The sequence below is a fragment of the Ascidiimonas meishanensis genome, from assembly GCF_037782385.1.
In the GTDB taxonomy this organism is placed as follows: Bacteria; Bacteroidota; Bacteroidia; order Flavobacteriales; family Flavobacteriaceae; genus Ascidiimonas; species Ascidiimonas meishanensis.
On the sequence record NZ_JBBEXD010000012.1, the window covers coordinates 91,210 to 114,481 of the forward strand.

Sequence of the window (23,272 nt, forward strand, 5' to 3'; positions counted from 1 at the left end):
TTAGTCTATTGGAGCTTTTATTACATTTTTGAGCCTCAGTTTTTCTTCCCATAGCTTTCTGTTAGCCTTTTGCAAGGCTTTAAACGATTGAGAAGTATGCTCTTTATGGAATGTTTTTATTTTTTCTTCTAACAATTCTAATTCATTTGATTCTATCCAGACTACATGTTTTTTCCAGTCAATTTCATCTTCAAAAGGTAGTAAACAATCCGTATTGATAAAAATTGGAATCCTACCCATTGCTAAGGTTTCATAAAACCGAACTGAAAAATTTCCACCTCCTCGCACACAAATTACATAATCTGAATCTACCATATTCTGATAAAATTCTTGTGTGGTTTGTTTTTTGGTCAATTCATCAGAAGCTCCGGCTCTGTACTTCTTACGTTCAATAAAATTTGCTTCTAAATCTGATGCTTTCTTAATGATTTTAAGTACCCGTCCGCGAAGATAGGAAGAAGAAAGAAGTTCTTGGGGTTCATGAAGCACCCTACCTATCTTAAACTTGACATTGCGAATCCACACTCTCGTTATTTCTTTCATGGCATTTAATACAGAGTCATTGGTTTGTCCGCAAAACCCAATAACAGGATTCTCTTGCAACTCTCTTATTTCCGGGGCGGTTTGTTGAAACCATTTCTGCAACGGATCTCCAATAAAAACAGGCATTCCGTGATGATATTTTGGAAGTCTGGATTTATTACCACTCTGTCGGTATACGATAAGATTATTAAAAGCGGGTACTTTCACTCCAAAATCGCCCGAAGTAAAAGAGATTACTTTTTTGCCTAAAACAGCCGCTCTATTTACAAATTTTTCTGCTACTTCTATTTTCCCTTTTGCTCTGTAGTAATTCCAAGACATGGGGAGAATCCATAGCGTTGCCTCTTTGCCTTCCTCAACAATTTGATAGGTACTTAATTCAAAACCATATTGAGCCAGACAAGCTTCATTAGAAAACCCTGTAGCTTTACCTAGATAAGGTTTTAGCACCGGAAATAATTCATTTCTTGCTAGTGAATCGTACTGTGTTATGTCTGTATAAATCTTCACGCTTGTGTATAGAATTCTATAAATTGTTGTTGTTGCTTTTTAATATTGAATTGATCCTGTATTTGATGAATCCATTTAGTACGCATCTTATGTAACGTTTCCTGCTCCATTTTCACCACTTTTTCAAGCATGACCGCCATTTGATTTGGATCATGAACAGGCACCACCCAGCCAGTTTCTCCATTTTTCACGTTTTCTGGCAAAGCTCCCCCATTGGTAACCACACAAGGAATTCCTAACACTTGTGCTTCCAGTACCGCATTACAGAACCCTTCATTCAAGCTGGGTTGCAGATAGATGTGGGCATCTTTTAAGATTGAAAGTGTTTGCGCATGTGTACATTTTCCATGAAATACAACCTGCTTTTCCAATGCTAAGAGATGTACTAAAAACCGAATCCGTTCTTCTTCTTCGCTACTTCCAGATCCTATAATATGATACGTTACTACAACGCCTTTAGATTTCAAAATAGCAATCGCTTTTAAGGCAATATCCAGCCCTTTAATCCAATTAAAACGCGCTATGGTTACGATTTTATTTCTTGAAAGTTCCTGAGCCGGCTCAGGAAGCGATTCTATTACTACTGCAGGTGTAATAATCTGCGAAGAAACTTCTTTGGAAAGCCCTAATTTTTCCGCTTTCTCTAAGAGGTAATGTGAAATACTATGTACCTTATCTATATTTTGCCATAACAAATAATAGCATGCCGCATGCTTTAATGGATATACATTGATATCAAACCCACGAAAACTTACCGCCATCTTTGCGCCTATTGCTTTGGCAACATTTTCACTACCTACCGCTAAAGTAGCAAACCCAAAATGAACCCAGTCTGCTTTGGCTGTTAGTAAATGACTATTTATAAACAGATGTTTTATACTAGTAAGGTATTTTCGGTTGCTTTGGCGTTCTAGTTGAAGAAATCTATATACTGCTTTCCAATGGGGGATTAATGTAAAGAATGTTTTGGTAGCTATCTCTATCTTATGAAACACATTGCCTGCAAAATCTGGCGCCTGAACCACCGGACAAAGCTCAAAATTTTGCTGCCGTATCCTGGTATAAAGCGTTACCTCAAAGCCATTTTGCTGTAGCCCTTTTATTTTGCTATTAAAAAAGGTTTCAGAATAGGCAGGGGTATTTGCTAAGACCAGCGCAATCTTCATATTAGTTTTTGCTTAGGTTTAGATTATCTGGTTTTACTAATTTGACCTTTTTACTATTATCATCTAACGCCTGAAGCTCTTTTAAAACAAAAGGTATCTCATCTGTAGAATTAGTATTCACTAAGATACTTTCTGCATTTACCAATTGCTGTTTCTCTATCTGCTGATACGCCTGTCTCACAAATTTGGCTCCATTAAAAACAGGGATCAAAACGCTTACTTCTACACTCATTTTTTCACTAATTGGTCATACAGTTGTTCACAACGTTGTACTTCATGGGTTATAGTATAATTTTGCAAAACATGCCTACGCAATGCTACTCCTTTTTCTGTACGGGTTTCTTTGGTTTGTTTAAACGCATTTTTTAAAGCTTCCGTCCATTGCGGTATATCACCCGCTTCTACTAATAACTCCGGAAATATTGCCAGTTGATCTTTAATTCCAGCAATGGCAGATCCCAGTACATATGTACCGCAAGCCATGGCTTCTAACATGGCAACTGGAGAACCTTCTTTTCTTCCTTTATTTAAAGTAGGCAAGGCAAATACATCTGCCATATTTAGATACGCCGCCACTTGGGTTTGTTTTCCTGTAAAAATAACATTTCCTATAGAACCTTTGCTCTTTACGTTTTCTTTTAAACTTTCTCCGTAGGCATTGTTGGCATCACCTACTATCATAAGAGTCCATTGAGGGAATTCGGTTGCTACATTCTCAAAAGCTTCTAGCAACACTTCTATTCCCTTTACGGGTACCAAATTTGCTACACACATCAAAATAAGATTATCTGGTGCTAACTTCCATTGTTTACGAAGGGATAGCAGGGGTTCTTTGGGTTGAAACTCCATAACGTCTACTCCTCTGGGGATCAGAGTTGTTTTGTTACTTCTTTGAAAAAACTCCTTTTTCATATCGGTATTCTGTACAACAATTGCTTTAGCTATACAAGAGCGCAATTTCCAGCCATTGGCAGATTTACCACCCCAATTCATATTTTTTTTAGTGTATATCCATGAAATGCCTGCCATTTTAGCGGCTAGGGCTTCAGAATAATCAGGTGCATAATGAAAACTATGAATGAGATCTGGTGCTATTTTCTTGAAAATAAGACTGATGCGATAACAATGTTTAAGCCCTTGAAAATAGGGTTTCATAGGTATGGTATACCTGATGATATGAATGGGAAGTCCGCTTTTTTCTACTTCCTTAAAAAAGCTACCGCCACTATGCATACAAGCTATATGAGCTTCAAAACGGTTTTTATCTAATGCCGCGGCCACTTTTAGTAATGCCTTGCCACTGCCTGCGGTATCAAAGTTGGGAATGGTAAACAGTATCTTTATTTTGTCCGATTTTGCCATGTCGCCAAAGAATAAAGTGTGAATAATAACCATTTATGATCTGCTTTCCCTTGCTGGTGTTCTTTCCAATACCCCTCTAAGGCATTTTCTGAAATACCAAAAGCGTCTATAAATTGGGTTTGTTTAAGCATCTCATATACCGGATGCTTGAGTTCTTCTCGTAGCCATTGTGCAAGCGGCACTGTAAAACCCCGTTTTCTATTGTCAATAGGTGCTTTTGGAAGCTGCTGTTTCAACAATTTTTTAAGTATTTCTTTTTTCTTCAGCGCCCCGTAACTCAACATAGGATGTATTTTTAGGGCTGCTTCTATGACGGTTTTCTTTAAAAAAGGAACTCTTAATTCTAAAGAATGTGCCATACTCATGCGGTCTGCCTTGATTAAGGTTTTCTGCATCATCCCGTAAAATTCTGCTTTTCGCATACGGCAGAGAAGTTCTATTTCACTCCCTTTATCGGAATATTGATAGGCACTTAATAACTTCATACTTCCTTTCTCTTCGGGAAACAGGCTTTGAAAAGTAGTGGCTGAAACTCTTGAATGCAAACCTTGATGGGCTGCTGCAAAATTGGGCGCAGTGATACATTCACTTAGATGTTTGTTTTTAAACAGTAATTTATCTGCCGCATAGGCAGGATACCGAAATGCTTGCGGCAACCAGCGGTAGTTATAATTTTTTAGTACCGAATAAAAACGTTCGTACCCAAAAAACAATTCGTCCCCTCCATCCCCAGAAAGTACCACAGTGCAATGTTTCTTGGCTAAACCAGCCACCAAATAAGTAGGTAGCAGACTAAAATCTGCAAAAGGTTCTCCTAAATGGGTCATGCTATCTAAGAGCATCGCTGCTGCTTTGCCTGAATCCATTTTGATGAGATGCTGTGAACATCCTATGAGTTTGGCATAGGTTGCCGCGTCTTCAGACTCATCATGCACCTTACTATCACTACCAATGGTAAAGGTGTTAATGCCTTTGTGTTGAGTATTTGCATACTTCGTTACTAAGGGCGAATCTATCCCGCCAGAAAGAAAACTCCCTACGGGAACATCGGCTACCAATTCTGCTTTAACCGCCTCTGAAAGTACGCTGTCTAGATAGGCTAATGCTTCCTTCTCATGGGTGATTAAGTTTTCAGATGGCGTATCTGGAAGTTCCCAATAAGTTTCTGAATGTTGCTTCCCGTTGGTATCAAATTTAATCCATTGCCCGGGAGCCACTTGAAAGGTATGTTTTAATAACCCATAGGGCGCGGGTATGTAATGCATTCGCATATAGGTTTGTAATACTTCTGGATCAATAGTTAATTGGGTATTGCTCTGATGATCTGCTATCTGATCATAGCTACTGCCAAAAACTAAATCCCCTTCTTTAAAACTGTAAAACAAGGGTTTTATTCCTGCAAAATCACGAATTAGGTACAAGGCATTTTCTGTAGTGTCAAATAAGGCAATGGCAAACATGCCATCCAGCATTTTCACGGTTTTGTGAATACCGTATACTTCAAAAGCGTTTAAAATTACTTCGGAGTCTGAACTTCCTCTAAACCTAATTCCTGCCTTTTCTAAGGCTCTTCGTATTTCTCTATAGTTATATATCTCCCCATTAAAAACCATGTTAAAACGGCCTCCCTGTGATTGCATGGGCTGATTTCCAGTTTCTGAAAGGTCTAAAATAGCTAGTCGCCTAAAACCTAAACTGCAATTTTTACCATTACTCCAATACCCTTCTGCATCTGGACCACGAGACGTATTGCGATTGTTCATCGCTCTAAAATATGCTTTAGATGAGAGTGTATTCCTGGTAAAGAATTCGCCAAAGATGCCGCACATAATTAGACTCTGAATTTTTTAGCAAACACTGCCAGCGTTAGCAGCATACTCAATGGATGCGACCAGTAAACGGAATCTTTTTCATTAAAATTGGTAAGTATTTGTTGCGTGATTTCACTAGGTATAAAATCTCGCATTTCTACACTGTTGAGATAGGTTTTTAATTGGGTCTGCTGTTGGCCTCCTAAAAATTGTAATTCCCAATTGCGTTGTACAAACTTTTTCCCAAAAACACCATTTAATTCGCGTTTAAGTTTATGTACTGCTCTGTATGGGAGATTGTAAGGCTCTCTGTTTAAATGGGCATTGTATAAATTAAAAGGTTTGCTTTCCTGCCATGTAATACGTGCCAATTGGGGTGCTTTTCTTTTGATGTATTCTTTTTGTAATTTTCTGTCTGCCAGATAGGCTTCTGGTATGGTGCAAATAAAATTACACATACGAGCATCGTAATAAGGTAACTTAACTGGATTTACAGACTCAAATACCGATAAATTTACGGAGGTCCACCTAGGTGCCCAGTATTTTGATTTAAAGGCTCTGATGCGCGCATTGGGTTCTTCTATGCGGATGGTAGCCAACATAGCGCTTACCTTTGCTTCTAAAAATTGGGCAAAGCTTCCGTTTAATTCTTTTGCTTTCCAGATAGCTTCTGCCAGTTCTGCACCTCCTTTTTTTATAATCTTTTTAATGAGCAAGTGTACTTGTTCGTCATGAGACATGGGCGGTAAATTTTCATTATCAAATAACACATCTCCCCAATGTCCTAAAGAAAATACATTTCCTAAGCTTTTTAACTCGTCTATTACGGCTAGTTGTCTTGGATGGGTAAAATCTGCATAACATTGATTCATTTTAGCGAGATTATCAATCTCATTCCACAAATAACCAGATGGAATGGTCATGGCGGTAAACGGAAACTTACTAGCTTTGGCTATTTTAGCTGAAATTTTATGTTCTGGATAGCCTCCTTTAAATGAATAACTATAGGCGTGAACCGTCGCATTTAATCTTTTAAGTGCCACTGCTTGGGTACGGCTGTCGAGTCCGCCAGAAAGTGGCAAAATCACTTTCATACCTTTACTTTGTTCTTCTACAATAGACTCAAACAATTGGGTAAACTCTTCTAATGCACGTGAAAATGAGATATCTCTGGGCTTGTAATACCATTGAAACCAAGGATTGGATTCATGTACATATCCATTTTTGGTTATAATGCTTTCGCTTCCGGGGGGCAGTACTTGTCTGTATTTATAATAGGTATCTGTACCTGGAAAAAAGCCTACTGCTACAAAAAAGCAAATAGCTTCCCAATCCAGATCTGCATCTCCAGATTTGTAGACAAATTCTTGCCTAACGGGAATAATATCGGTTCTAATTTGTTTCATGGAGTTGGCGGTACAGGGTTTCCATTTCGGTAATCATACGGGTTGCAGTATGCTGTTCATTTACTTTGTTTCGTGCTTTAATACGTACTTGTGCAATCACATTGTCTTGCTTTTTTACAAATGCCAGTACCGCTCTTGCCATTCCTTCGGGGTCTGCAATATCGGTAAGCCATCCAGTAACCTCATCGTCTATCAATTCTGCCATGCCGCCGCATCTGCTACTAATTACGGGTAAGCCCAAAGCCATGGCTTCAATAGCTACATTGGCAATACCTTCTTCCAAAGAAGGCAAAAGCAATAGATGAGATTTTTGCATTCTTTCATATACTTCTTGCTGCGGTACTTTGGCAATAAATTGTACGTGTTCTTGAAGTCCTAACTCTTGCCTTAAATAAAGTAACTCTTCATTTTCTTGCACGCCTAAAAGGGTGTATTGAAATGCAATGCCTTTATCTTTTAATAATTTACAGGCAATAAGTGCGTATTTATATCCTTTTTTCCAGTGATTTCTACCTACTGATAAGAGCTCTAGCGTTCCTGAAGGTTTTTGATAGGTTTCCCGAAAGGGGAATTTATCAAGTGACAAACCTGAATATACCACTACATCTTTTTTATGTTCACTTGTCCAGATGGCATTACTTTTGGCAGCGATGGCTTTGGAGACGGAGTGAAATCCGTTGAGTCTTGGAAACCATTCTTGCAGGTATGCTTTGTTTTCTTCGTTTACAAAGGGGCGTACATTGATATGAAAGCCTCGCTGACTCAATAGTACGGTATGCTTTTTTTTACGGATTATTTCTTCAAACATGGGTAGGTTGGCTACCCATTGCAAATGAATAATGTCTGGATTCTCTAATCGTATTAATTTATGTAAATTCTCTTGTTGCAGGGTCTTTCGTTTTCGTTGCAGCAAAAATAGCACAAACCGAAAGCATTGCGCCACATCTCCAAACTTAAAAAGCGTTTTCACAGAGAGTACCCAACCGGCTCTTATAAACTTTAGTAGGTAGGTATTGTCTCCTAGCCCACTATAGCGAACCCCGGGTACTTTTTGGGTGATGCTTTCATTAAACCCGGCAATGAGTACCTCATTTTTTTGTGCGAGACCTTCGGCCAGTCTATTAATAAAGGCAGTGGTGCGAAAGGTTCCGTCAAACAAAAGTATTTTAAGAGGTTGAGGCTTCATGCTAAATACTGATCTGCTTTTTTACTCGCATTTATTTTTTGTTTTTCTAAAAATTTAATCGCTCCAATAGGATTTGTTTTCAGCAAGATACGGATAAATGAGTTTTTCCATTTTTTGCTGTGGATTACATATTCTTGAAACAGTTCGCTTTCCCCCATATTTTCTTCTCCATTACGGAGTTTAAATATAATTCTTGCCAATAATAAGGCTTTTAGTTTGTGCCTTAAGAAGGGCTGTTCTATGAAGGTGCTGTTTCGGAGGGTTTTGGAAATATGAATTATTGATGGTGCTTTTTGAGTTTCTGTTTTGTCTTTTGCCTGATCTGATAGTTTATCGGCTCCTCCTTCTTCGTAATAGACCAATGGTTCTTTTACTACACCTACCTTATTGCAGCGCACGGCTGCTTCGGTATCAAATGCATAATCTTCCCAACTGCGGGTAGGCAGCCATCGTTGCGTTCCTAAAAGGGACTGATGCCAAAGACAGGCAGAAGTACACCACGGACGCCTGTTTTTAAAGATGTCGGGGATAACCTGTTGTGTGTCTACTATTTGTAGATGGCGTAAACCTGTGTTGACGTCTTCTTTTACGGTGTAACTATTGGCATAGACAAATAGCAAGGGCTCTTTGGTGTTTTCAAACTGTTGCAGACAGGATTCCAGAAATTGGGGTGCCCAATAATCATCACAATCCAGAAATGCCAGGTAGCTGCCATTGGCTTTTTGCATGCCTGTATTTCTGGAAACTCCCGGGCCGCTATTTTTTTTGTTTTTTAGCAGTTGTACTTTGGGAAATGCTTCCAACCCTTGGGGTGGAATGGTGGAGGCATCATCTACTACCAGTACTTCTATATTCTTATGGGTCTGCTGCATTACGGAGGTAAGTGCCCGTTGTAGCTTTTCCGGGCGGTTGTAATAGGGAATAATAACAGAGACCAGTGGTTTCATTCAAAATAGTTCTTACTATGTGAATTATAAATCAAGATAATGATTTCCTTCTTTTTTATTAATATTCATGCTTTCATTAGATTCTTTATTCCACTTTAGTGTAAATTGATACTCTTTGTAAAACTCTCTAGCTTCCTTAAATTTTAATTTTAGAATAGCTTTGATAACTGTGTTTCTCAAAATTTTTAAATATACTGAAGCATTCTTTGGACTATCAATATCAGCATACTTTATCTTAAACTTAGTTTCCTTAACTTTAAAATAAGAATCATCAAATAATTTAGGTTCTTTTCTTTTTACGCCTTCCCTATCATGCCAAATAAAAGCTTTAGGCACCACCCCTATCTTTAAATTATGGAATAGCACCCTCTGGCAATAATTATCATCTTCTCCATAGTGAAAGAAAATTGGATCAAATCCTCCTATTTTTTTAAATGAAGATACGGGAAGAAACCATGCTGCGGCGTTTATAAAAGTTACCTCGTATACGGGCTTCAACTTATTCATTATGGCATCGAAGATAAACGTTCTATTACGATCATATCTTAGATAATTTGAAAAGCTTCTATCTAAAGCATCATTTGTACCATTGCAATGTACAGGGCTGTATATACCAAATTCGGGATTTTTCTCCGCAGCTTTAATTAATTCTGGAATGGTGTTATTATTTACCCAAGCGTCTTGATTAAGAAGAAAAACATACTCTGCTCCCTTCTTAATGGCAATCTCAATTCCTTGATTATTAGCTTGACCGAAACCTTTATTCTCTAAATTTTGTAAGATGTTAACTTTCGGGAAATTCGTCTTAATAAAATCCACCGTATTATCAGTTGAATTATTATCGATTATAATAATTGATTCTTCTGGGCAAATTGAATTTAGAACTTTGTCCAACCACCGCATTCCATTATAAGTTACAATTACAATAAAAACATTCTTTGACATTATTTAGGATTTTAATTTTCCTTTTATTTTTATGAATAATGATAGAAGTATCAAAAAAGGATTTCTTAAAAATTGATTGTTTTTAAAGAAATCAATAAGAATTTTTCTATTAATTCGTTTCTTATTTTTTTTAATTATTTCAAAATAAGCTATATATTCTTCGGCTTTATAACTCATATTTAAATGCCTTTCAGCAAAATCTCTAAAAAAAACTCCATCCTTTGAATCATATTTTAAAAATTCTTTAGCAAGTGTCTCGGCTGTGTAGGTTTTAGCACTATAACGACCAGAGCAATTGTTTAATATACTAAAACCTAGTATATCACGAAGATAACCATCACCGTAAGAATCCATATATTTTCGACTATCAAATGCAACAACTGGTCTACCGCAGGCCATTGCCTCATAAGCAGATCTACCTAACCCAACAACTAAATCATTTCTATTTATATATTCTTCAACACTCCAATCTGCTTTATCGTATTTATTTAATACTTCAAAATTTGCTCCAACCAATTCACATGCTTCCTTCACAACTTTATTCGCTTCTATAGAATGACAGAGACTCAAAACATTTTGTAACTTTTGATTAATTGGATTTTTAGGTGTAAATCTCTCTAAACTTATCCCATTCCAAATAATTTTACTCCTTAAACCTTTTGCTAAGAGATGGTCATGAACTTCGTTCGATATACTTACATATGCATCGGCTAGTAATGAAGGTTGTTCCAATGAAGGAAAGATACCATGGCATGTCTGAATTACAAATCCTTTTCGATATAAAAAATTAACACAAGTTTTATGATTAGCCAATATAAGATCATATTTAGACTTAGTCATAAACCTCACATTCAAGTCGGTTTCAATTGAGTTTGAAACATCTCCTTGATTGAAAGTAAAATATTCAATAGAATACCCCTTAACCACCAATGATTGAATTAGAGAATAAGTAAATGTTTCAGATCCACCCAGACTATCAAGAGAATTATTTGCAACAAGTATATCTAACCTCTCCATAGACCATTTAAATAAACATTCCCTAAAGCTTCTGTAACTTTTTCACCTGTAGCATTTATATCCTTTGAACTAATAGAAAAAGTTAATACATCTTCTAAATAGGTTAATCTAGCAACTCCTTTATCGGCTACACTTATCGATACTGAATAATTACCTGGAGTCAAAAATAAATTTTTTATTTTATAATTAATTTCATCAGAGTTTAGCTGGAAATCTTTACAGAAATATGTGGTATCACCAGCAATTGCATTGCCTTGTTTTGATATGTAAAAACCAATCCCTAATTTTTGATAGATTTTTTTAAATAGTCTTTTTTTAAGTCCTATTTTGAGTTCGAATTGATCACCTACTTCAAAATAATTCGTTTGAATTTTCCCATTTCCTATTGAAATTGAATTTATAAAATCATCATTCATATCATTTATACATGACGATGTTTCTCCTTTAGTACTAAGATAATCTGAAATAGCATCTGATGTTTTTCCGGTAAAAACTACATTTCCTTGCTCAAGTACAATAGCTCTCGTACAAAGGCTCTGTACCGCAGCCATATTATGACTCACAAACAAAACGGTTCTTCCGTCTCCCCTTGAGATGTCTTGCATTTTACCGATGGCTTTTTTCTGAAATTCTGCATCGCCTACGGCTAGTACCTCATCTACCACGAGTATTTCGGGTTCTAAATGCGCAGCTACTGCAAAGGCAAGCCGTACTTTCATCCCGGAAGAATATCTTTTTACGGGGGTGTCTATATAGCGTTCGCAACCACTAAAACTTATAATCTCGTCTAATTTTGAGTTTATTTCTGCTTTGGTCATCCCTAGAATGGCACCGTTGAGAAATACATTTTCTCTTCCAGTTAATTCTGGATGAAACCCGGTACCTACTTCCAGTAATGAGGCAATACGCCCTTTGCTTTTAATAACTCCAGTGGTAGGGTTGGTTACTTTGGAAAGGATTTTTAATAGCGTTGATTTGCCTGCCCCATTTTTTCCAATGATGCCTAGCACTTCTCCTTGTTTTACTTCAAAATTAATATCTCTTAAAGCCCACACATAGTCACTGCTTCCGGTTTCTTCTCTGTTATTGGCTTCTCCAATTTTTAAATAGGGGTCTTCTTTGCCTCTTATTTGATGCCACCATCTATTGATGTCGTGAGACAAGGTGCCTGTGCCTACCACTCCCAGACGGTATTGTTTTGATATGTTCTCTGCTTTGAGGATAATCATTTGTTGCTTTGTGCTTACTTGGTTAAAGGTTATTAGGTGCTTTGTGTTATCACGTTTGGGTGTTTGTTTTGTATTTTTAGTTATACCGTATCTATAAATGTTTTCTCGGTTCTATTGAAAACGAGTGTCCCAATGATTAACAGTACAAAGGTAACTACAATGCTATAACTTAAACTTCCCCAGGTAAAAGTGCCTGCGCCTAGAAATCCGTATTTAAAAGCTTCAAAAACCGCGGTTAGCGGATTTAACTCTGCAATCCAGCGGTATTTTGGATCTATTTCCGATAGGGGATATACTACGGGGGTAGCATACATTAAAAGACTTACCCCAAATTTCACTAAGAAGGTAAGGTCTCTGTACTTGGTGGTCATGGAGGAAATAATGAGTCCCGCACTTAAACCGAGTCCGCCCATAATCAGCACCAACACGGGGAATAATAAGAGGTATGTATTGGGTTGTATCTCGCTTTCGGTAAAAAACAGAAAGTAGAAAAACGTCGCTAAAAACAATCCTAACTGAATAAAAAACTTACCTAGGTTAGAGACCACTACAGAAAGTGGCATGACAATTCTAGGAAAGTATACTTTGCTAAAAATGGCTTCATTCTTTTTAAAGGTATCTGCGGTAAGGTTAAAGCATTCCGCAAAATAATTCCAGGCTACAATTCCAGAGAGGTAGAACAGAATTTGTGGGATTCCATCGGTAGGAATGTTGGCAATTTTACCAAAAACCACCAAAAAAACTACGGTGGTCATAATGGGTTGAATAAAAAACCACAAGGGCCCTAGAACGGTTTGTTTGTATACGGTAACAATATCTCTTTTTACAAACAACCACAATAAATCTCTATAGCGCCAAATCTCTTTTATATTGAGATCAAACAGGTTTTTACGGGGCGATATTTCAAACAACCAGGTTTCTTTAGTTTCGTCTGCCATAAGATATGTAGGTATGCTAGCTTTTGGGGTAAATTTAGTAATCTTTCAAAGAACTGGTGAACGATTTACAGTCTTTGATGAAATCCTTATTTGTTATTTGACTATTTGTACTACAATTCATCATAATTACGCGCAATCAGCCTACTTCTATATTTCAAATCGTTTAGAATAGCGGTTGCTGTTTTCGGGTTTTGAAAACCATTGCACGGTTTTATCTAGTCCTTTATCCAAATCATAAACGGGTTTCCAGTTGGTTTTAGTCTTTAAAAAAGAGGCATCCCCATACAAGCGGTACACTTCACTATTTTCTGGACGAAGCCTTTGGGCATCTTCTAAAAGCTGCGTGTCTGGCTTTATTTTTTGAATGAGCTGGGTAGCCAATTCTTTTATGGAAATCTCTGTACCCGAACAAATATTAAAGGTTTGCCCGGCTAAGGTGGGTTGTGCAGCAATTTTAAGAATGGCTGCAACGGTGTCTTCTATGTATAAAAAATCACGGGTGGGTTTTAGATTTCCTAGTTTTAATGTCTTTGTTCCGGCTAATAATTGGGTGATGACTGCCGGAATTACGGCTCTGGCAGATTGTCTGGGGCCATAGGTATTAAAGGGCCTGAAAATAGTAACGGGAAGTCCAAAACTTTTATAAAAAGAAGTTGCCAAGGCATCTGCCGCTATTTTAGTAGCTGCGTAGGGCGATTGCGGTTGTAGCGGGTGCCGTTCATTAATAGGCACGTGTAATGCGGTGCCATAGACCTCTGAACTGGAAGCTACTAAAATATGATTCACTTGTGCTGTGCGGGCGGCTTCCAGTACATTTAGGGTACCTTTTATATTGGTGTCTACAAAAAGACTTGTTGCCTCATAGCTATAAGGAATACTTACTTGGGCTGCCAAATGAATTACTGTATCACAGCCTTTAATTGCTTTGGTTAAGGTATTTGCATCACAGATATTTCCCATTACCACAGTTGCATTTTTTAAAAGCACTTCCGGTAAAGTATCAAGCCAACCTCTGGTACCAAAAGAATTGTATAAGCAAAATGCAGTTACATCTAATCCGTTTTTTAAAAGTGTCTCTGTAATATGAGAACCAATAAAACCATCGGCTCCGGTAACTAAGATTTTTTTCATGGGCATTCAAATTGTAAATACAACGTTTTGATTAGGCTTCTGGTATGCCTTTTGACAAAATACGGATAAAATAATTAAATAAAAATGTAGCTGTTTCTTAGCATATAGGCTTTTAAAAACAGGAAGATCTTTTTCACAAAAAGGGTACATCTCCCCTTTTCCAGCCTTTTAAGAAGCGGTATCTTTAAAATACTTTTTTGACGTATGCTTTTCAAATGCATCAATTTGGTCTACCCTTCCCTCAGGCATACTTTTTATAAGAACTTTTAAATCGCACTAATTATGAGAGATTATCCATTTTTTATAGATCCCCGTTTTGTAGCAGGCTCTACGGTAGAAGGTAAAGTATTAGCCTTACTCAACAGCCTCAATACAGTGGCCGAACTTACGAGTATCCCGGATAGGCATCGCGCAGGGTATGCGCAAGAAGGAAGAGGATATGGCATTAGAATAGATGTAGCGCAAAATATTTTGGATGCGCGCCCAGCAGAAGGTTTTACCAGCCTGTCTCAGATAGCCACGCTGGTAAGAAGAAGGAATACTCCAGAATATTATGATTATCAAATTGAAGGGTTGGGGCTTGACACCTTTTCAGATATTGTATTGGCAGCAATTGCCGCTTCACCCGGCACAGACCACCGCACGATTACTGGGAACTTTCGTATGATTAATCCAGCTGCTGCCGGCCTTGCCGATGCTACCATTCCTTTAGACCGTGATTATGATGTGATTGCTTTTGGAAAGTTTCAAGGGAGTTCATCCTCAGCTATTTTTCCGGTTCAGATTGCTACGCAAGACGATGAAGGTAATTTTACGTTAACGCATATTACCAATGATTTTGAAGAGTTTGCACTTGTTGGAATCTTTAGAAAAGAAGGAGAGGAAGAAGACTTGTCTCAGTTTGATCTTTTTCACCGCTCTGGTTTAATCCCCATACAAAGCTTTCCGCTTAATGAACTTATTTATCGGCCTATTCTTATCAACCAAACGGAAGCAGTAACTGCCAGTTCTTTTCAAGACGATATTAAGGAACAGGAAGGGAGTGAAACAGAAGATGGAGAAATTATTGAAAGTCTGAATTCTGAATTTAAAGAAGGCCTTATTGAAATTAAAGGCAGGATCCGCAAAGAAGATACTGTTTTATGGTTTGATAGCACTGTAGATTTTACCTCTGAGTTGTTTCTTTATCCTACTTTTTATACATCAGACTGGGTGCGAGATCTCAACAAAACGGTACTTACCACTTCAAGAATTACAGATCAAAACCATTCTAATAGCGGCTTCTGGATTCTGACTGCACTGAGTTTTCTGGTTCCTGGCATAGGGGGGCTATTAGGTATTGGTTTGGGCATTGCCTTTCTGGTGATAGATAATAATGAGGATGCCAGTGAAGAAACGAAAGCGCTATTGGCCGCAGAATTGGAAAATAGCCTTACCACAGAGCTTATTACGCAGTTTGCCGAAGTAATACGAGACGGGGTTGAAAATGCCTCAGACTTAGAACGCTTGGGTCTTGCCTTTTTAGCTTCTTTTGAGGAAGCGCCTGCTGATCCGTTTGAAGCCATTATTCAATTTATGATAGGGCATAAAACGGTAAGAGCTATCACTGTAGACCCAGACAATTTAACCATTGATGCCTGGTTAACACTTCCGTTTTTTGTGGAATCATAAATTTTATAGAAGTATCCTTGGTTTTTAACACAGAAACTCAGGTTACTTATTAAAAACAACCAATTTTACGGCATTTTAGCACATACAAAAAAACGCTTCACAAAAAGCGAAGCGTTTTTATATTTTTTAAATAGTACTATCTAAACTTATGCGCTAAGTGATACTACATATTTTTGAAGACTGCTTTTTAAGTTTGCTGCCTTGTTACTGTGTATAACATTTCTTTTAGCTAACTTATCAATCATAGAAGCTACGGTAGGAAACATGGTAGCTGCTTCTTTTGCATCTTCTGTACTGCGTAATTTTTTGATCATATTACGAGTAGTTTTATGCTGATATTTATTTCTTAGCCTTTTTGTTTCGCTATTGCGAATTCTTTTTAATGCCGACTTGTGATTTGCCATCTTTCTCTTACTTTTTAAAAAAGCTCTTTGCTTTTTATCTTATTTCATTAAATAGTAGTCCGTAGGGGAATCGAACCCCTGTTACCAGGATGAAAACCTGGCGTCCTAACCCCTAGACGAACGGACCAGTTATTGGATTTTAACGTAAAAACCAATATTTCATTGAACTATTGTAGTCCGTAGGGGAATCGAACCCCTGTTACCAGGATGAAAACCTGGCGTCCTAACCCCTAGACGAACGGACCAGTTATTGGATTTTAACGTAAAAACCAATATTTCATTGAACTATTGTAGTCCGTAGGGGAATCGAACCCCTGTTACCAGGATGAAAACCTGGCGTCCTAACCCCTAGACGAACGGACCATACATTTTTATCTAAATGCGGATGCAAAAATACAACTATTTTTAAAAGTTCCAAGAGCTATAAAAACTTTTTTTTCTAAAAATTTTTAATAAGCTTTTGCAAATAAAACCCTACGTATAGAGGGGCTTCCTGTTAAAATACAAGTACCCTGTTCTTCTTTTGTGTCTAAAGGAATACAGCGTATGGTTGCTTTGGTTAACTCTTTAATCTTTTGTTCAGTCTCAGCGGTCCCATCCCAATGGGCTAAAATAAAACCTCCTTTATCTTCCAATACTTCTTTAAACGTTTCAAAGTCATCTACGCTAGTAACATGAGCATCTCTATAATCTCTTGCCTTATTAAAAATACCCTGTTGAATATCTTCTAATAATTCTGGAACTTTTTGAACCAATTGCTCTGCGGGAATAATTTGTTTTTCTAAGGTGTCTCTTCTTGCCACTTCAAATGTACCGTTTTCCAAATCTCGTTGACCTATAGCTATTCGTACGGGAACTCCTTTTAATTCATATTCATTAAATTTCCATCCAGGCTTATGGGTGTCTCTGTCGTCAAATTTAACAGAAATTCCTTTTGCTTTTAACTCCTTTATATAAGGAGCTATATGAGCTGTAATTGCCTTTAATTGATCATCACCTCTATAAATAGGAACTACTACTACCTGAATAGGCGCCAAATTTGGCGGTATTACGAGACCGTTATCATCACTATGGGTCATTACCAAAGCTCCCATTAGCCTTGTAGATACCCCCCAAGAAGTAGCCCATACTAATTCTTGCTTGCCTTCTTTGGTAGTAAACTTAACATCAAAGGCTTTTGCAAAGTTTTGCCCCAAAAAGTGTGAAGTTCCAGCCTGCAATGCTTTACCGTCTTGCATTAGCGCTTCAATGCAATAGGTTTCTACTGCCCCTGCAAAACGTTCGCTTTCACTTTTGGTTCCTTTAATAACAGGCACGCCCATAAAGTTTTCAGCAAAATCTGCATATACATTCATCATCTGTTCTGCTTCTTCAATAGCCTCATCCTTGGTAGCATGAGCTGTATGGCCTTCCTGCCATAAGAATTCCGCAGTTCTTAAAAAGAGTCGGGTACGCATTTCCCAGCGCACCACATTAGCCCATTGATTAATTTTAACTGGTAAATCTCTATACGATTGAATCCACTTTCTATAAGTATCCCATATAATAGTTTCAGACGTGGGCCTAACAATTAATTCCTCTTCTAATTTGGCATCTGGATCTACGATAATGCCACTGCCATCTTCTGCATTTTTAAGTCTGTAATGGGTTACTACGGCACACTCTTTTGCAAAACCATCTACATGAGCAGCTTCTTTACTTAAAAAAGATTTAGGAATAAAAAGCGGGAAATAAGCATTCTCATGCCCTGTTTCTTTAAACATGCTATCTAATTCTGCTTGCATCTTTTCCCAGATTGCATATCCATAAGGTTTGATTACCATACAACCTCTTACCGCAGAATTTTCAGCTAAATCAGCCTTCACAACCAATTCATTGTACCATTTTGAGTAATCTTCGCTTCTTTTAGTTAATTTTTTGCTCATTATTTGCAGTTTGGCACAAATGTTGTGACTTTGTTAAATAAAAAAATAGTTCGGCAAAACTAACTATTTTTGTAATGTACAACAATAAATTTTTGCAATGATGAAAAATTCCAACACTTCCCTTCGCTTTAAAATATTATTGTTGATACCCCTTGGCGCACTCTTATTTACAAGCTGCGGTTCGTATCAACAATCATCTTATTATGATAATGATGGTATTTACGGAGATACAGAACCCGTATATAGACCGCAGCAAAACAGAAGAACAGAAGCACCCTCACAACAAATTAACGAAGATGCTATTGCCTATGAAAATTATTTTGGGCAAAAGGCAAGAGAATATGATGAACTTTTACAAGATTCTGAGGCCGTATTTACAGATATAGATGGTTATTCAAGTCTTACCCTTCAAGATAGTATTGATATTGCAATGGACTTTAACAGCCGTTATGAAACGGGCTATGCAGGATGGGGTGACAACCCGCAAACAACCTCTATAAATATTTACAATAATCCCGGTGGTTTTGGATGGAACCGCTTTGGATGGAGAGGCGGCTTTGGCTTTAACAACTGGGGCTGGAATAATTGGGGCTGGAACAACTGGGGTTGGGGCGGCGGCTTTTACGATCCTTTCTGGGGACCCGGATGGGGCTGGGGAGGTTTTTATGGACCTAATTGGGGCTTTGGCTTAGGTTGGGGTTGGAACAACTGGGGTTGGGGCTGGAATAATGGCTGGGCTTTCAATAATTATTGGAACAATGGATACCGCAGATCATTCGCAAGAACAAACAGCAGAAGAGGCTATTATTCAAGAAATGCCGTAAGCAGTAGAACCGGACGTTCTTCCGTGGGCGGAAGAAACGGATATTACAGAACACGAACAGGCACTTATAGAAGAGGAGGTAATAGAACTGGTGTAACCCGAAGAAACTATAGCAGAGGTTATAACAACCGCGCTAATGTAGGAGCACGCGGACGTGGGAGAACCACCGGAGCCGTAAGATCTTCAGGAAGAACATACAGACAAAATAGTAGCGGTGGAAACAGAACTTATCGCAGAAGTAATAACTCATCTGGCAGAAATTCTGGATACTCCAGATCAAGCGGTAATACCAGATCTAGTGGATCTGTAAGGTCTTCCTCAAGAGGTGGAAGTAGAAGCAGTGGTTCCGTTAGATCATCTGGTGGAGGAAGATCATCTGGCGGAGGAAGGTCTTCAGGCGGAAGCCGCGGAGGAGGAAGAGGAAGAAATTAGAACCTCTCTCTTTTACACTCTAAAGATGAAGCATATATCACTAAAGATAAAACAACCACCAACTGTTATCTATAGTTTTTTACTTGAAGTTCAATCTTAAAAATATACTGATGAAAAAAATACTAGTTTCATTAGCAGTTATTTTAACTGCATGGGCAACTACTGCCCAAAATATCACAGATGTAGTACGTTTTGGAACGGAAGACCTACAGGGTACCGCCAGATTTCAAGGAATGAGTGGCGCCTTTGGCGCACTTGGTGGAGACCTCTCTGCACTAAATATTAATCCTGCGGGATCTGCTGTTTTTGCCAACAGTTTCCTTACCATTTCAGGAACTAACTACAGTGTAAATAACAGCACTCAATATTTTAATGGCTTTAGTGAATCTACCACAGACAATCTAGAGTTAAATCAACTGGGAGGCGTATTTGTATTTCAAAGTCTTAATAATTCTAATCGTGGATGGAATAAGTTTGCGTTGGCATTTAATTATGATATTGTTAATAATTACGACGCTGAGTTTTTTGCAGCAGGTAACAGTAACCAGTCTATTGATCAATATTTTCTAAATTTTGCCAATGGAGTGTCTTTTGGCTCTTTATTAATTCAACCTAATGAATTTATTGAAGATGCCTATCTAAATATTGGTGCCGACTTAGGGTTTGGACCGCAACAGGCTTTCCTTGGGTACTTTGGAGGAGTGATTGATCCGGTAGATCCTAATGATGACAATAATACAGCCTATATATCTAATGCCGAATTTTCATCTATTCAGCAGCAGTTTACTCAAATTACCACAGGATACAACAGTAAATTTACAGCAAATATCGCTGGTCAATATGATGATAATCTCTCTATTGGAGCATCCCTAAATTTTCATGACATCAATTATGAAAAAGCTACTTTTTTAGATGAAAACGGATTTAATGCAGACTCTCCAATTCAAAGCATTCGTTTTGACAACCTCTTGAGAACTTATGGTAATGCATTTTCACTAAGTGTTGGTGGTATTGCTAAACTTAATAAAAACGTACGTGTTGGAGCTAGTTACCAATCGCCTACCTGGTACAGACTTACAGATGAGCTTTCTCAAAGCATCAACTCGAATCTGGCAGATAGTGAAATAGATTTTATAAATTTTTCTTTAGTGAATGTATTTCCTGATTACAGAATCAAAATACCTTCTAAACTTACTGGAAGTGTTGCCCTTGTATTTGGAAAAGAGGGGCTGTTAAGTTTTGATTATGGATATCAAGATATGTCTAATGCAGAATTAAGACCCGCCACAGACCCAGACTTTGCTGATGCAAATACACAAATTGGAAATCAATTAAAGGCAGTTTCTACCTATAGAATTGGTGGTGAATACAAAATTGACAGACTTAGCCTGAGAGGAGGATATCGTTTTGAAGAAAGCCCTTATGAAGATGGGAGCACTATTGGAGATCTAACCGGATTCTCTGCGGGGCTTGGTTACAGTTTTGGAGGAACCCGTATTGATCTTGCCTACAGCAGATCTGAAAGAGATATAAATCAACAACTATTTGATACTGGTTTTACTACACCAGCAAGTATTGAAAATGTAAATTCAAACGTTACATTATCCTTGAATTTTAACCTATAATAGTTGATCGCTATTTTATGAAAAACCGAATCTTCACAGATTCGGTTTTTTTATCTTTTTAAGGTAAAGTGATTTCGCACTTCTCTTTGAACTTCTACACCAGCAGCATCGTCTAAATAAACAAATCGAAACCAATAATCTGTAGAAGGCAAGGGGTTACCATTAAAGGTTCCATCCCAACTATTGCCTGGGTTTAACTGTTTTAATAATTTTCCATATCGGTCAAAAATAAAAACAGTAGCCGCAGAAAAGGTTTCCATCCCAATAATTTGCCAGGTATCGTTTATGCCGTCTCCATTAGGCGTAAAAAACTTTGGGTAACCCGCTACCAAAACCTCTACAGTTGTGCTACCACATCCTCTCTTGTCATTTACCGTAAGTTGATATACACCCGGACCTACGTTCAAAAAATCTGGACTGTCTTGAAAAGGGCTGTCTTCTAATTGATATTCATAATCACTTGGCCCATTTACAATGGTTCTAATGTTATACACATCTGCAATATCTTCAACGATCACGTCATCTATAACAGGAGGTCCAAGAAAGGTAATTACTACTTCGTCTTGAAATACCTGAAAAGGGGTGTCTACCACTACAGAATAGGTTCCGGAAACAGAGGTGTCTACCGTTAAAATGGGGCCCGTTTCTGGCAAAACCTGTGGTCCTAGCCCAGTATCTAAAGACCATACATAGCTGGTAGCACCAAACTTAGTGGCATTAAGTGTTACTATTTCTCCATCACAAACCAGCCTGTCTAAGCCTAAAAATTCATCTATAATAGAACAATCCAGTCCGTCGCCATCAGGATTAGATGTGATTAAGTCTCCTGTAAATTCAATCGTAAATCCAACGGGGTCTCCAGAAAAATTAGTGTTGAAATTATTGATGAAAATAATATACTCTTCTCCTTCCACTACATCTAACCAAGTATCATATTCTAAAGATTGATCTCCAGTTATGGGATCTAAACCTACACCAGTATAACCTGTGGCACCGGTTTCATAATTACAGCGAATAGGATTGGTTAAATCTCCACATAGTGTATCAGGGCCGTATACTGCAAAATCCCAATCTTCGTTAAGACTTAAAAATTGAATATTGAAACCTAGCTGACCGGTACCACCTGCTTTGATTCTGTACCAAGCAGAATTGTTTTCTAAAGTAGCAACAGCAAGCCCGCCCTTAAACAGGCAACCTGAGTTAAATGCTTCATTAAAATCGTCATCTCCCATACCGTCAACAAACCCTACAACGGGTCCGTTAGCAGCACAAACTGGTATAGCGGGCAGACAATCTGGAGCAGTTATTTGGGCAAAAAGGGAAACGGTACTTACCATTAACAAGTAATAGCTTAAAAGTATTCTTTTCTTCATGTTTTGAGGGCTTAAACAATAAAATTTCTAGTTAAATCGTTTCAATCTGATTTACTTATTTTTCTTTAACGAAAAAAACTTCTTAATATTGGCTATCTTTGCAATCTTATTATTGTAAGAATTATTTGGTCATGAAAATAGACAGGGCGCTAGAAGAACAGTTTGAAGAGTTTGGTGACAATCATGCAACATCCGCTTCAGAAACACCAATGCGTGCAGATGCATTTGAATTATCTGATGAAGAAAAAATAGACTCCATAAAAGAAAACGTTTTCAATATTCTACATACATTAGGATTAGACTTAACTGATGACAGCCTTAAAGGTACTCCTCACCGTGTTGCCAAAATGTTTGTGAAAGAAATTTTTGGAGGGTTAAATCCAGCTAACAAGGTAAGCGCATCTACTTTTGACAACAAATATAAATATGGTGAAATGTTGGTAGAGAAAAACATTACGGTTTATTCTACTTGTGAACATCATTTACTTCCTATTGTAGGTAGAGCTCATGTGGCTTATATTTCTTCAGGAAATGTTGTCGGACTCTCAAAAATGAATCGGATTGTTGATTATTACGCAAAAAGACCACAAGTACAGGAACGTATGACCATTCAGGTGGTAAAAGAATTGCAAACCGTGCTTAATACAAAAGATGTGGCATGTATAATTGATGCAAAGCACCTTTGTGTAAACTCAAGAGGGATTAGAGATATTGAAAGTAGCACTGTTACCGCGGAGTTTGGTGGACGCTTTAAAGAGAAAGAAATAAAGCGTGAATTTTTAGATTATATTAAACTAGACACAGAATTTTAAGATCAAGTCCCTTAGC

General features: G+C 37.8%; 20 protein-coding genes and 3 tRNA genes. 4 read left to right on the forward strand and 19 right to left on the reverse strand.

The features are described 5' to 3' along the window. The 13 genes from WBG07_RS17495 to WBG07_RS17555 all read right to left on the reverse strand — a co-directional run bounded on the left by WBG07_RS17495 (window position 1) and on the right by WBG07_RS17555 (window position 14,191). Window positions 1–1,053 carry an exostosin domain-containing protein gene (locus WBG07_RS17495; RefSeq protein WP_340203175.1) on the reverse strand — a complete coding sequence of 351 codons (1,053 nt, stop codon included), beginning with the start codon at window positions 1,051–1,053 and terminating at the stop codon, window positions 1–3. Continuing rightward, the gene (locus tag WBG07_RS17500; protein WP_340203177.1) at window positions 1,050–2,219 is read right to left on the reverse strand and encodes a glycosyltransferase family 4 protein; all 1,170 of its coding nucleotides are present in this window, start codon (window positions 2,217–2,219) and stop codon (window positions 1,050–1,052) included. Before WBG07_RS17500 ends, WBG07_RS17495 begins: the two co-directional genes overlap by 4 nt. Window position 2,220: 1 nt before the next feature. Further along, on the reverse strand, window positions 2,221–2,451 hold the full coding sequence (locus WBG07_RS17505; protein WP_340203178.1) for a glycosyltransferase: 231 nt from the start codon (window positions 2,449–2,451) through the stop codon (window positions 2,221–2,223). Next, window positions 2,448–3,581: a glycosyltransferase gene (locus tag WBG07_RS17510; protein WP_340203179.1), complete on the reverse strand. Its 1,134-nt coding sequence runs from the start codon at window positions 3,579–3,581 to the stop codon at window positions 2,448–2,450. The genes WBG07_RS17505 and WBG07_RS17510 overlap by 4 nt, the downstream gene beginning before the upstream one ends. Beyond that, window positions 3,560–5,410 carry an asparagine synthase (glutamine-hydrolyzing) gene (asnB, locus tag WBG07_RS17515; RefSeq protein WP_340203180.1) on the reverse strand — a complete coding sequence of 617 codons (1,851 nt, stop codon included), beginning with the start codon at window positions 5,408–5,410 and terminating at the stop codon, window positions 3,560–3,562. The genes WBG07_RS17510 and asnB overlap by 22 nt, the downstream gene beginning before the upstream one ends. Window positions 5,411–5,412: 2 nt before the next feature. Then, complete coding sequence (locus WBG07_RS17520; RefSeq protein ID WP_340203182.1) at window positions 5,413–6,798, reverse strand: asparagine synthase-related protein; 1,386 nt, start codon at window positions 6,796–6,798, stop codon at window positions 5,413–5,415. Next, a complete protein-coding gene (locus WBG07_RS17525; RefSeq protein ID WP_340203183.1) occupies window positions 6,785–7,984 on the reverse strand; it encodes a glycosyltransferase family 4 protein in 1,200 nt (399 codons plus the stop codon). The genes WBG07_RS17520 and WBG07_RS17525 overlap by 14 nt, the downstream gene beginning before the upstream one ends. Beyond that, on the reverse strand, window positions 7,981–8,931 hold the full coding sequence (locus WBG07_RS17530) for a glycosyltransferase family 2 protein (protein ID WP_340203184.1): 951 nt from the start codon (window positions 8,929–8,931) through the stop codon (window positions 7,981–7,983). Before WBG07_RS17530 ends, WBG07_RS17525 begins: the two co-directional genes overlap by 4 nt. A gap of 24 nt (window positions 8,932–8,955) precedes the next feature. Further along, complete coding sequence (locus tag WBG07_RS17535; RefSeq protein ID WP_340203186.1) at window positions 8,956–9,876, reverse strand: glycosyltransferase family 2 protein; 921 nt, start codon at window positions 9,874–9,876, stop codon at window positions 8,956–8,958. A 3-nt stretch (window positions 9,877–9,879) separates the two neighbouring features. Further along, entirely contained in the window at window positions 9,880–10,893 is a 1,014-nt protein-coding gene (locus WBG07_RS17540) for a glycosyltransferase (RefSeq protein ID WP_340203188.1), read from the reverse strand. Continuing rightward, window positions 10,881–12,122: an ABC transporter ATP-binding protein gene (locus WBG07_RS17545; protein WP_340203190.1), complete on the reverse strand. Its 1,242-nt coding sequence runs from the start codon at window positions 12,120–12,122 to the stop codon at window positions 10,881–10,883. Before WBG07_RS17545 ends, WBG07_RS17540 begins: the two co-directional genes overlap by 13 nt. Before the next feature lie 80 nt (window positions 12,123–12,202). Next, window positions 12,203–13,060 (reverse strand): ABC transporter permease, encoded by an 858-nt coding sequence (locus WBG07_RS17550; RefSeq protein ID WP_340203192.1) that lies wholly within the window; start codon window positions 13,058–13,060, stop codon window positions 12,203–12,205. Window positions 13,061–13,207: 147 nt separating this feature from the next. Then, window positions 13,208–14,191 carry an SDR family NAD(P)-dependent oxidoreductase gene (locus WBG07_RS17555; RefSeq protein ID WP_340203194.1) on the reverse strand — a complete coding sequence of 328 codons (984 nt, stop codon included), beginning with the start codon at window positions 14,189–14,191 and terminating at the stop codon, window positions 13,208–13,210. Between the two features lie 282 nt (window positions 14,192–14,473). Between WBG07_RS17555 and WBG07_RS17560 the strand changes: the two genes are divergently transcribed. Continuing rightward, on the forward strand, window positions 14,474–15,862 hold the full coding sequence (locus WBG07_RS17560; protein WP_340203196.1) for a hypothetical protein: 1,389 nt from the start codon (window positions 14,474–14,476) through the stop codon (window positions 15,860–15,862). A gap of 146 nt (window positions 15,863–16,008) precedes the next feature. Here the strand turns inward: WBG07_RS17560 and rpsT are convergent, their stop codons facing one another. From rpsT to proS, 5 genes are all read right to left on the reverse strand, one after another. Beyond that, the gene (gene rpsT, locus WBG07_RS17565) at window positions 16,009–16,266 is read right to left on the reverse strand and encodes a 30S ribosomal protein S20 (RefSeq protein ID WP_340203197.1); all 258 of its coding nucleotides are present in this window, start codon (window positions 16,264–16,266) and stop codon (window positions 16,009–16,011) included. 55 nt (window positions 16,267–16,321) lie between these two features. Next, window positions 16,322–16,393 (reverse strand) — tRNA-Glu (locus WBG07_RS17570). Between the two features lie 46 nt (window positions 16,394–16,439). Then, window positions 16,440–16,511 (reverse strand) — tRNA-Glu (locus tag WBG07_RS17575). 46 nt (window positions 16,512–16,557) lie between these two features. Then, window positions 16,558–16,629: transfer RNA gene (locus tag WBG07_RS17580), tRNA-Glu, on the reverse strand. An 86-nt stretch (window positions 16,630–16,715) separates the two neighbouring features. Then, a complete protein-coding gene (gene proS, locus WBG07_RS17585; protein ID WP_340203198.1) occupies window positions 16,716–18,191 on the reverse strand; it encodes a proline--tRNA ligase in 1,476 nt (491 codons plus the stop codon). 97 nt (window positions 18,192–18,288) lie between these two features. Between proS and WBG07_RS17590 the strand changes: the two genes are divergently transcribed. Further along, the gene (locus WBG07_RS17590; protein ID WP_340203199.1) at window positions 18,289–19,446 is read left to right on the forward strand and encodes a hypothetical protein; all 1,158 of its coding nucleotides are present in this window, start codon (window positions 18,289–18,291) and stop codon (window positions 19,444–19,446) included. A gap of 110 nt (window positions 19,447–19,556) precedes the next feature. Further along, window positions 19,557–21,071, forward strand: a complete 1,515-nt coding sequence (locus WBG07_RS17595; RefSeq protein WP_340203200.1) for an OmpP1/FadL family transporter — start codon at window positions 19,557–19,559, stop codon at window positions 21,069–21,071. Between the two features lie 50 nt (window positions 21,072–21,121). Here the strand turns inward: WBG07_RS17595 and WBG07_RS17600 are convergent, their stop codons facing one another. Then, window positions 21,122–22,444 (reverse strand): T9SS type B sorting domain-containing protein, encoded by a 1,323-nt coding sequence (locus tag WBG07_RS17600; RefSeq protein ID WP_340203201.1) that lies wholly within the window; start codon window positions 22,442–22,444, stop codon window positions 21,122–21,124. 131 nt (window positions 22,445–22,575) lie between these two features. On the opposite strand from WBG07_RS17600, the gene folE reads away from it, so the two are divergent. Then, window positions 22,576–23,256 (forward strand): GTP cyclohydrolase I FolE, encoded by a 681-nt coding sequence (folE, locus tag WBG07_RS17605; protein ID WP_340203203.1) that lies wholly within the window; start codon window positions 22,576–22,578, stop codon window positions 23,254–23,256. Window positions 23,257–23,272 lie beyond the last annotated feature (16 nt).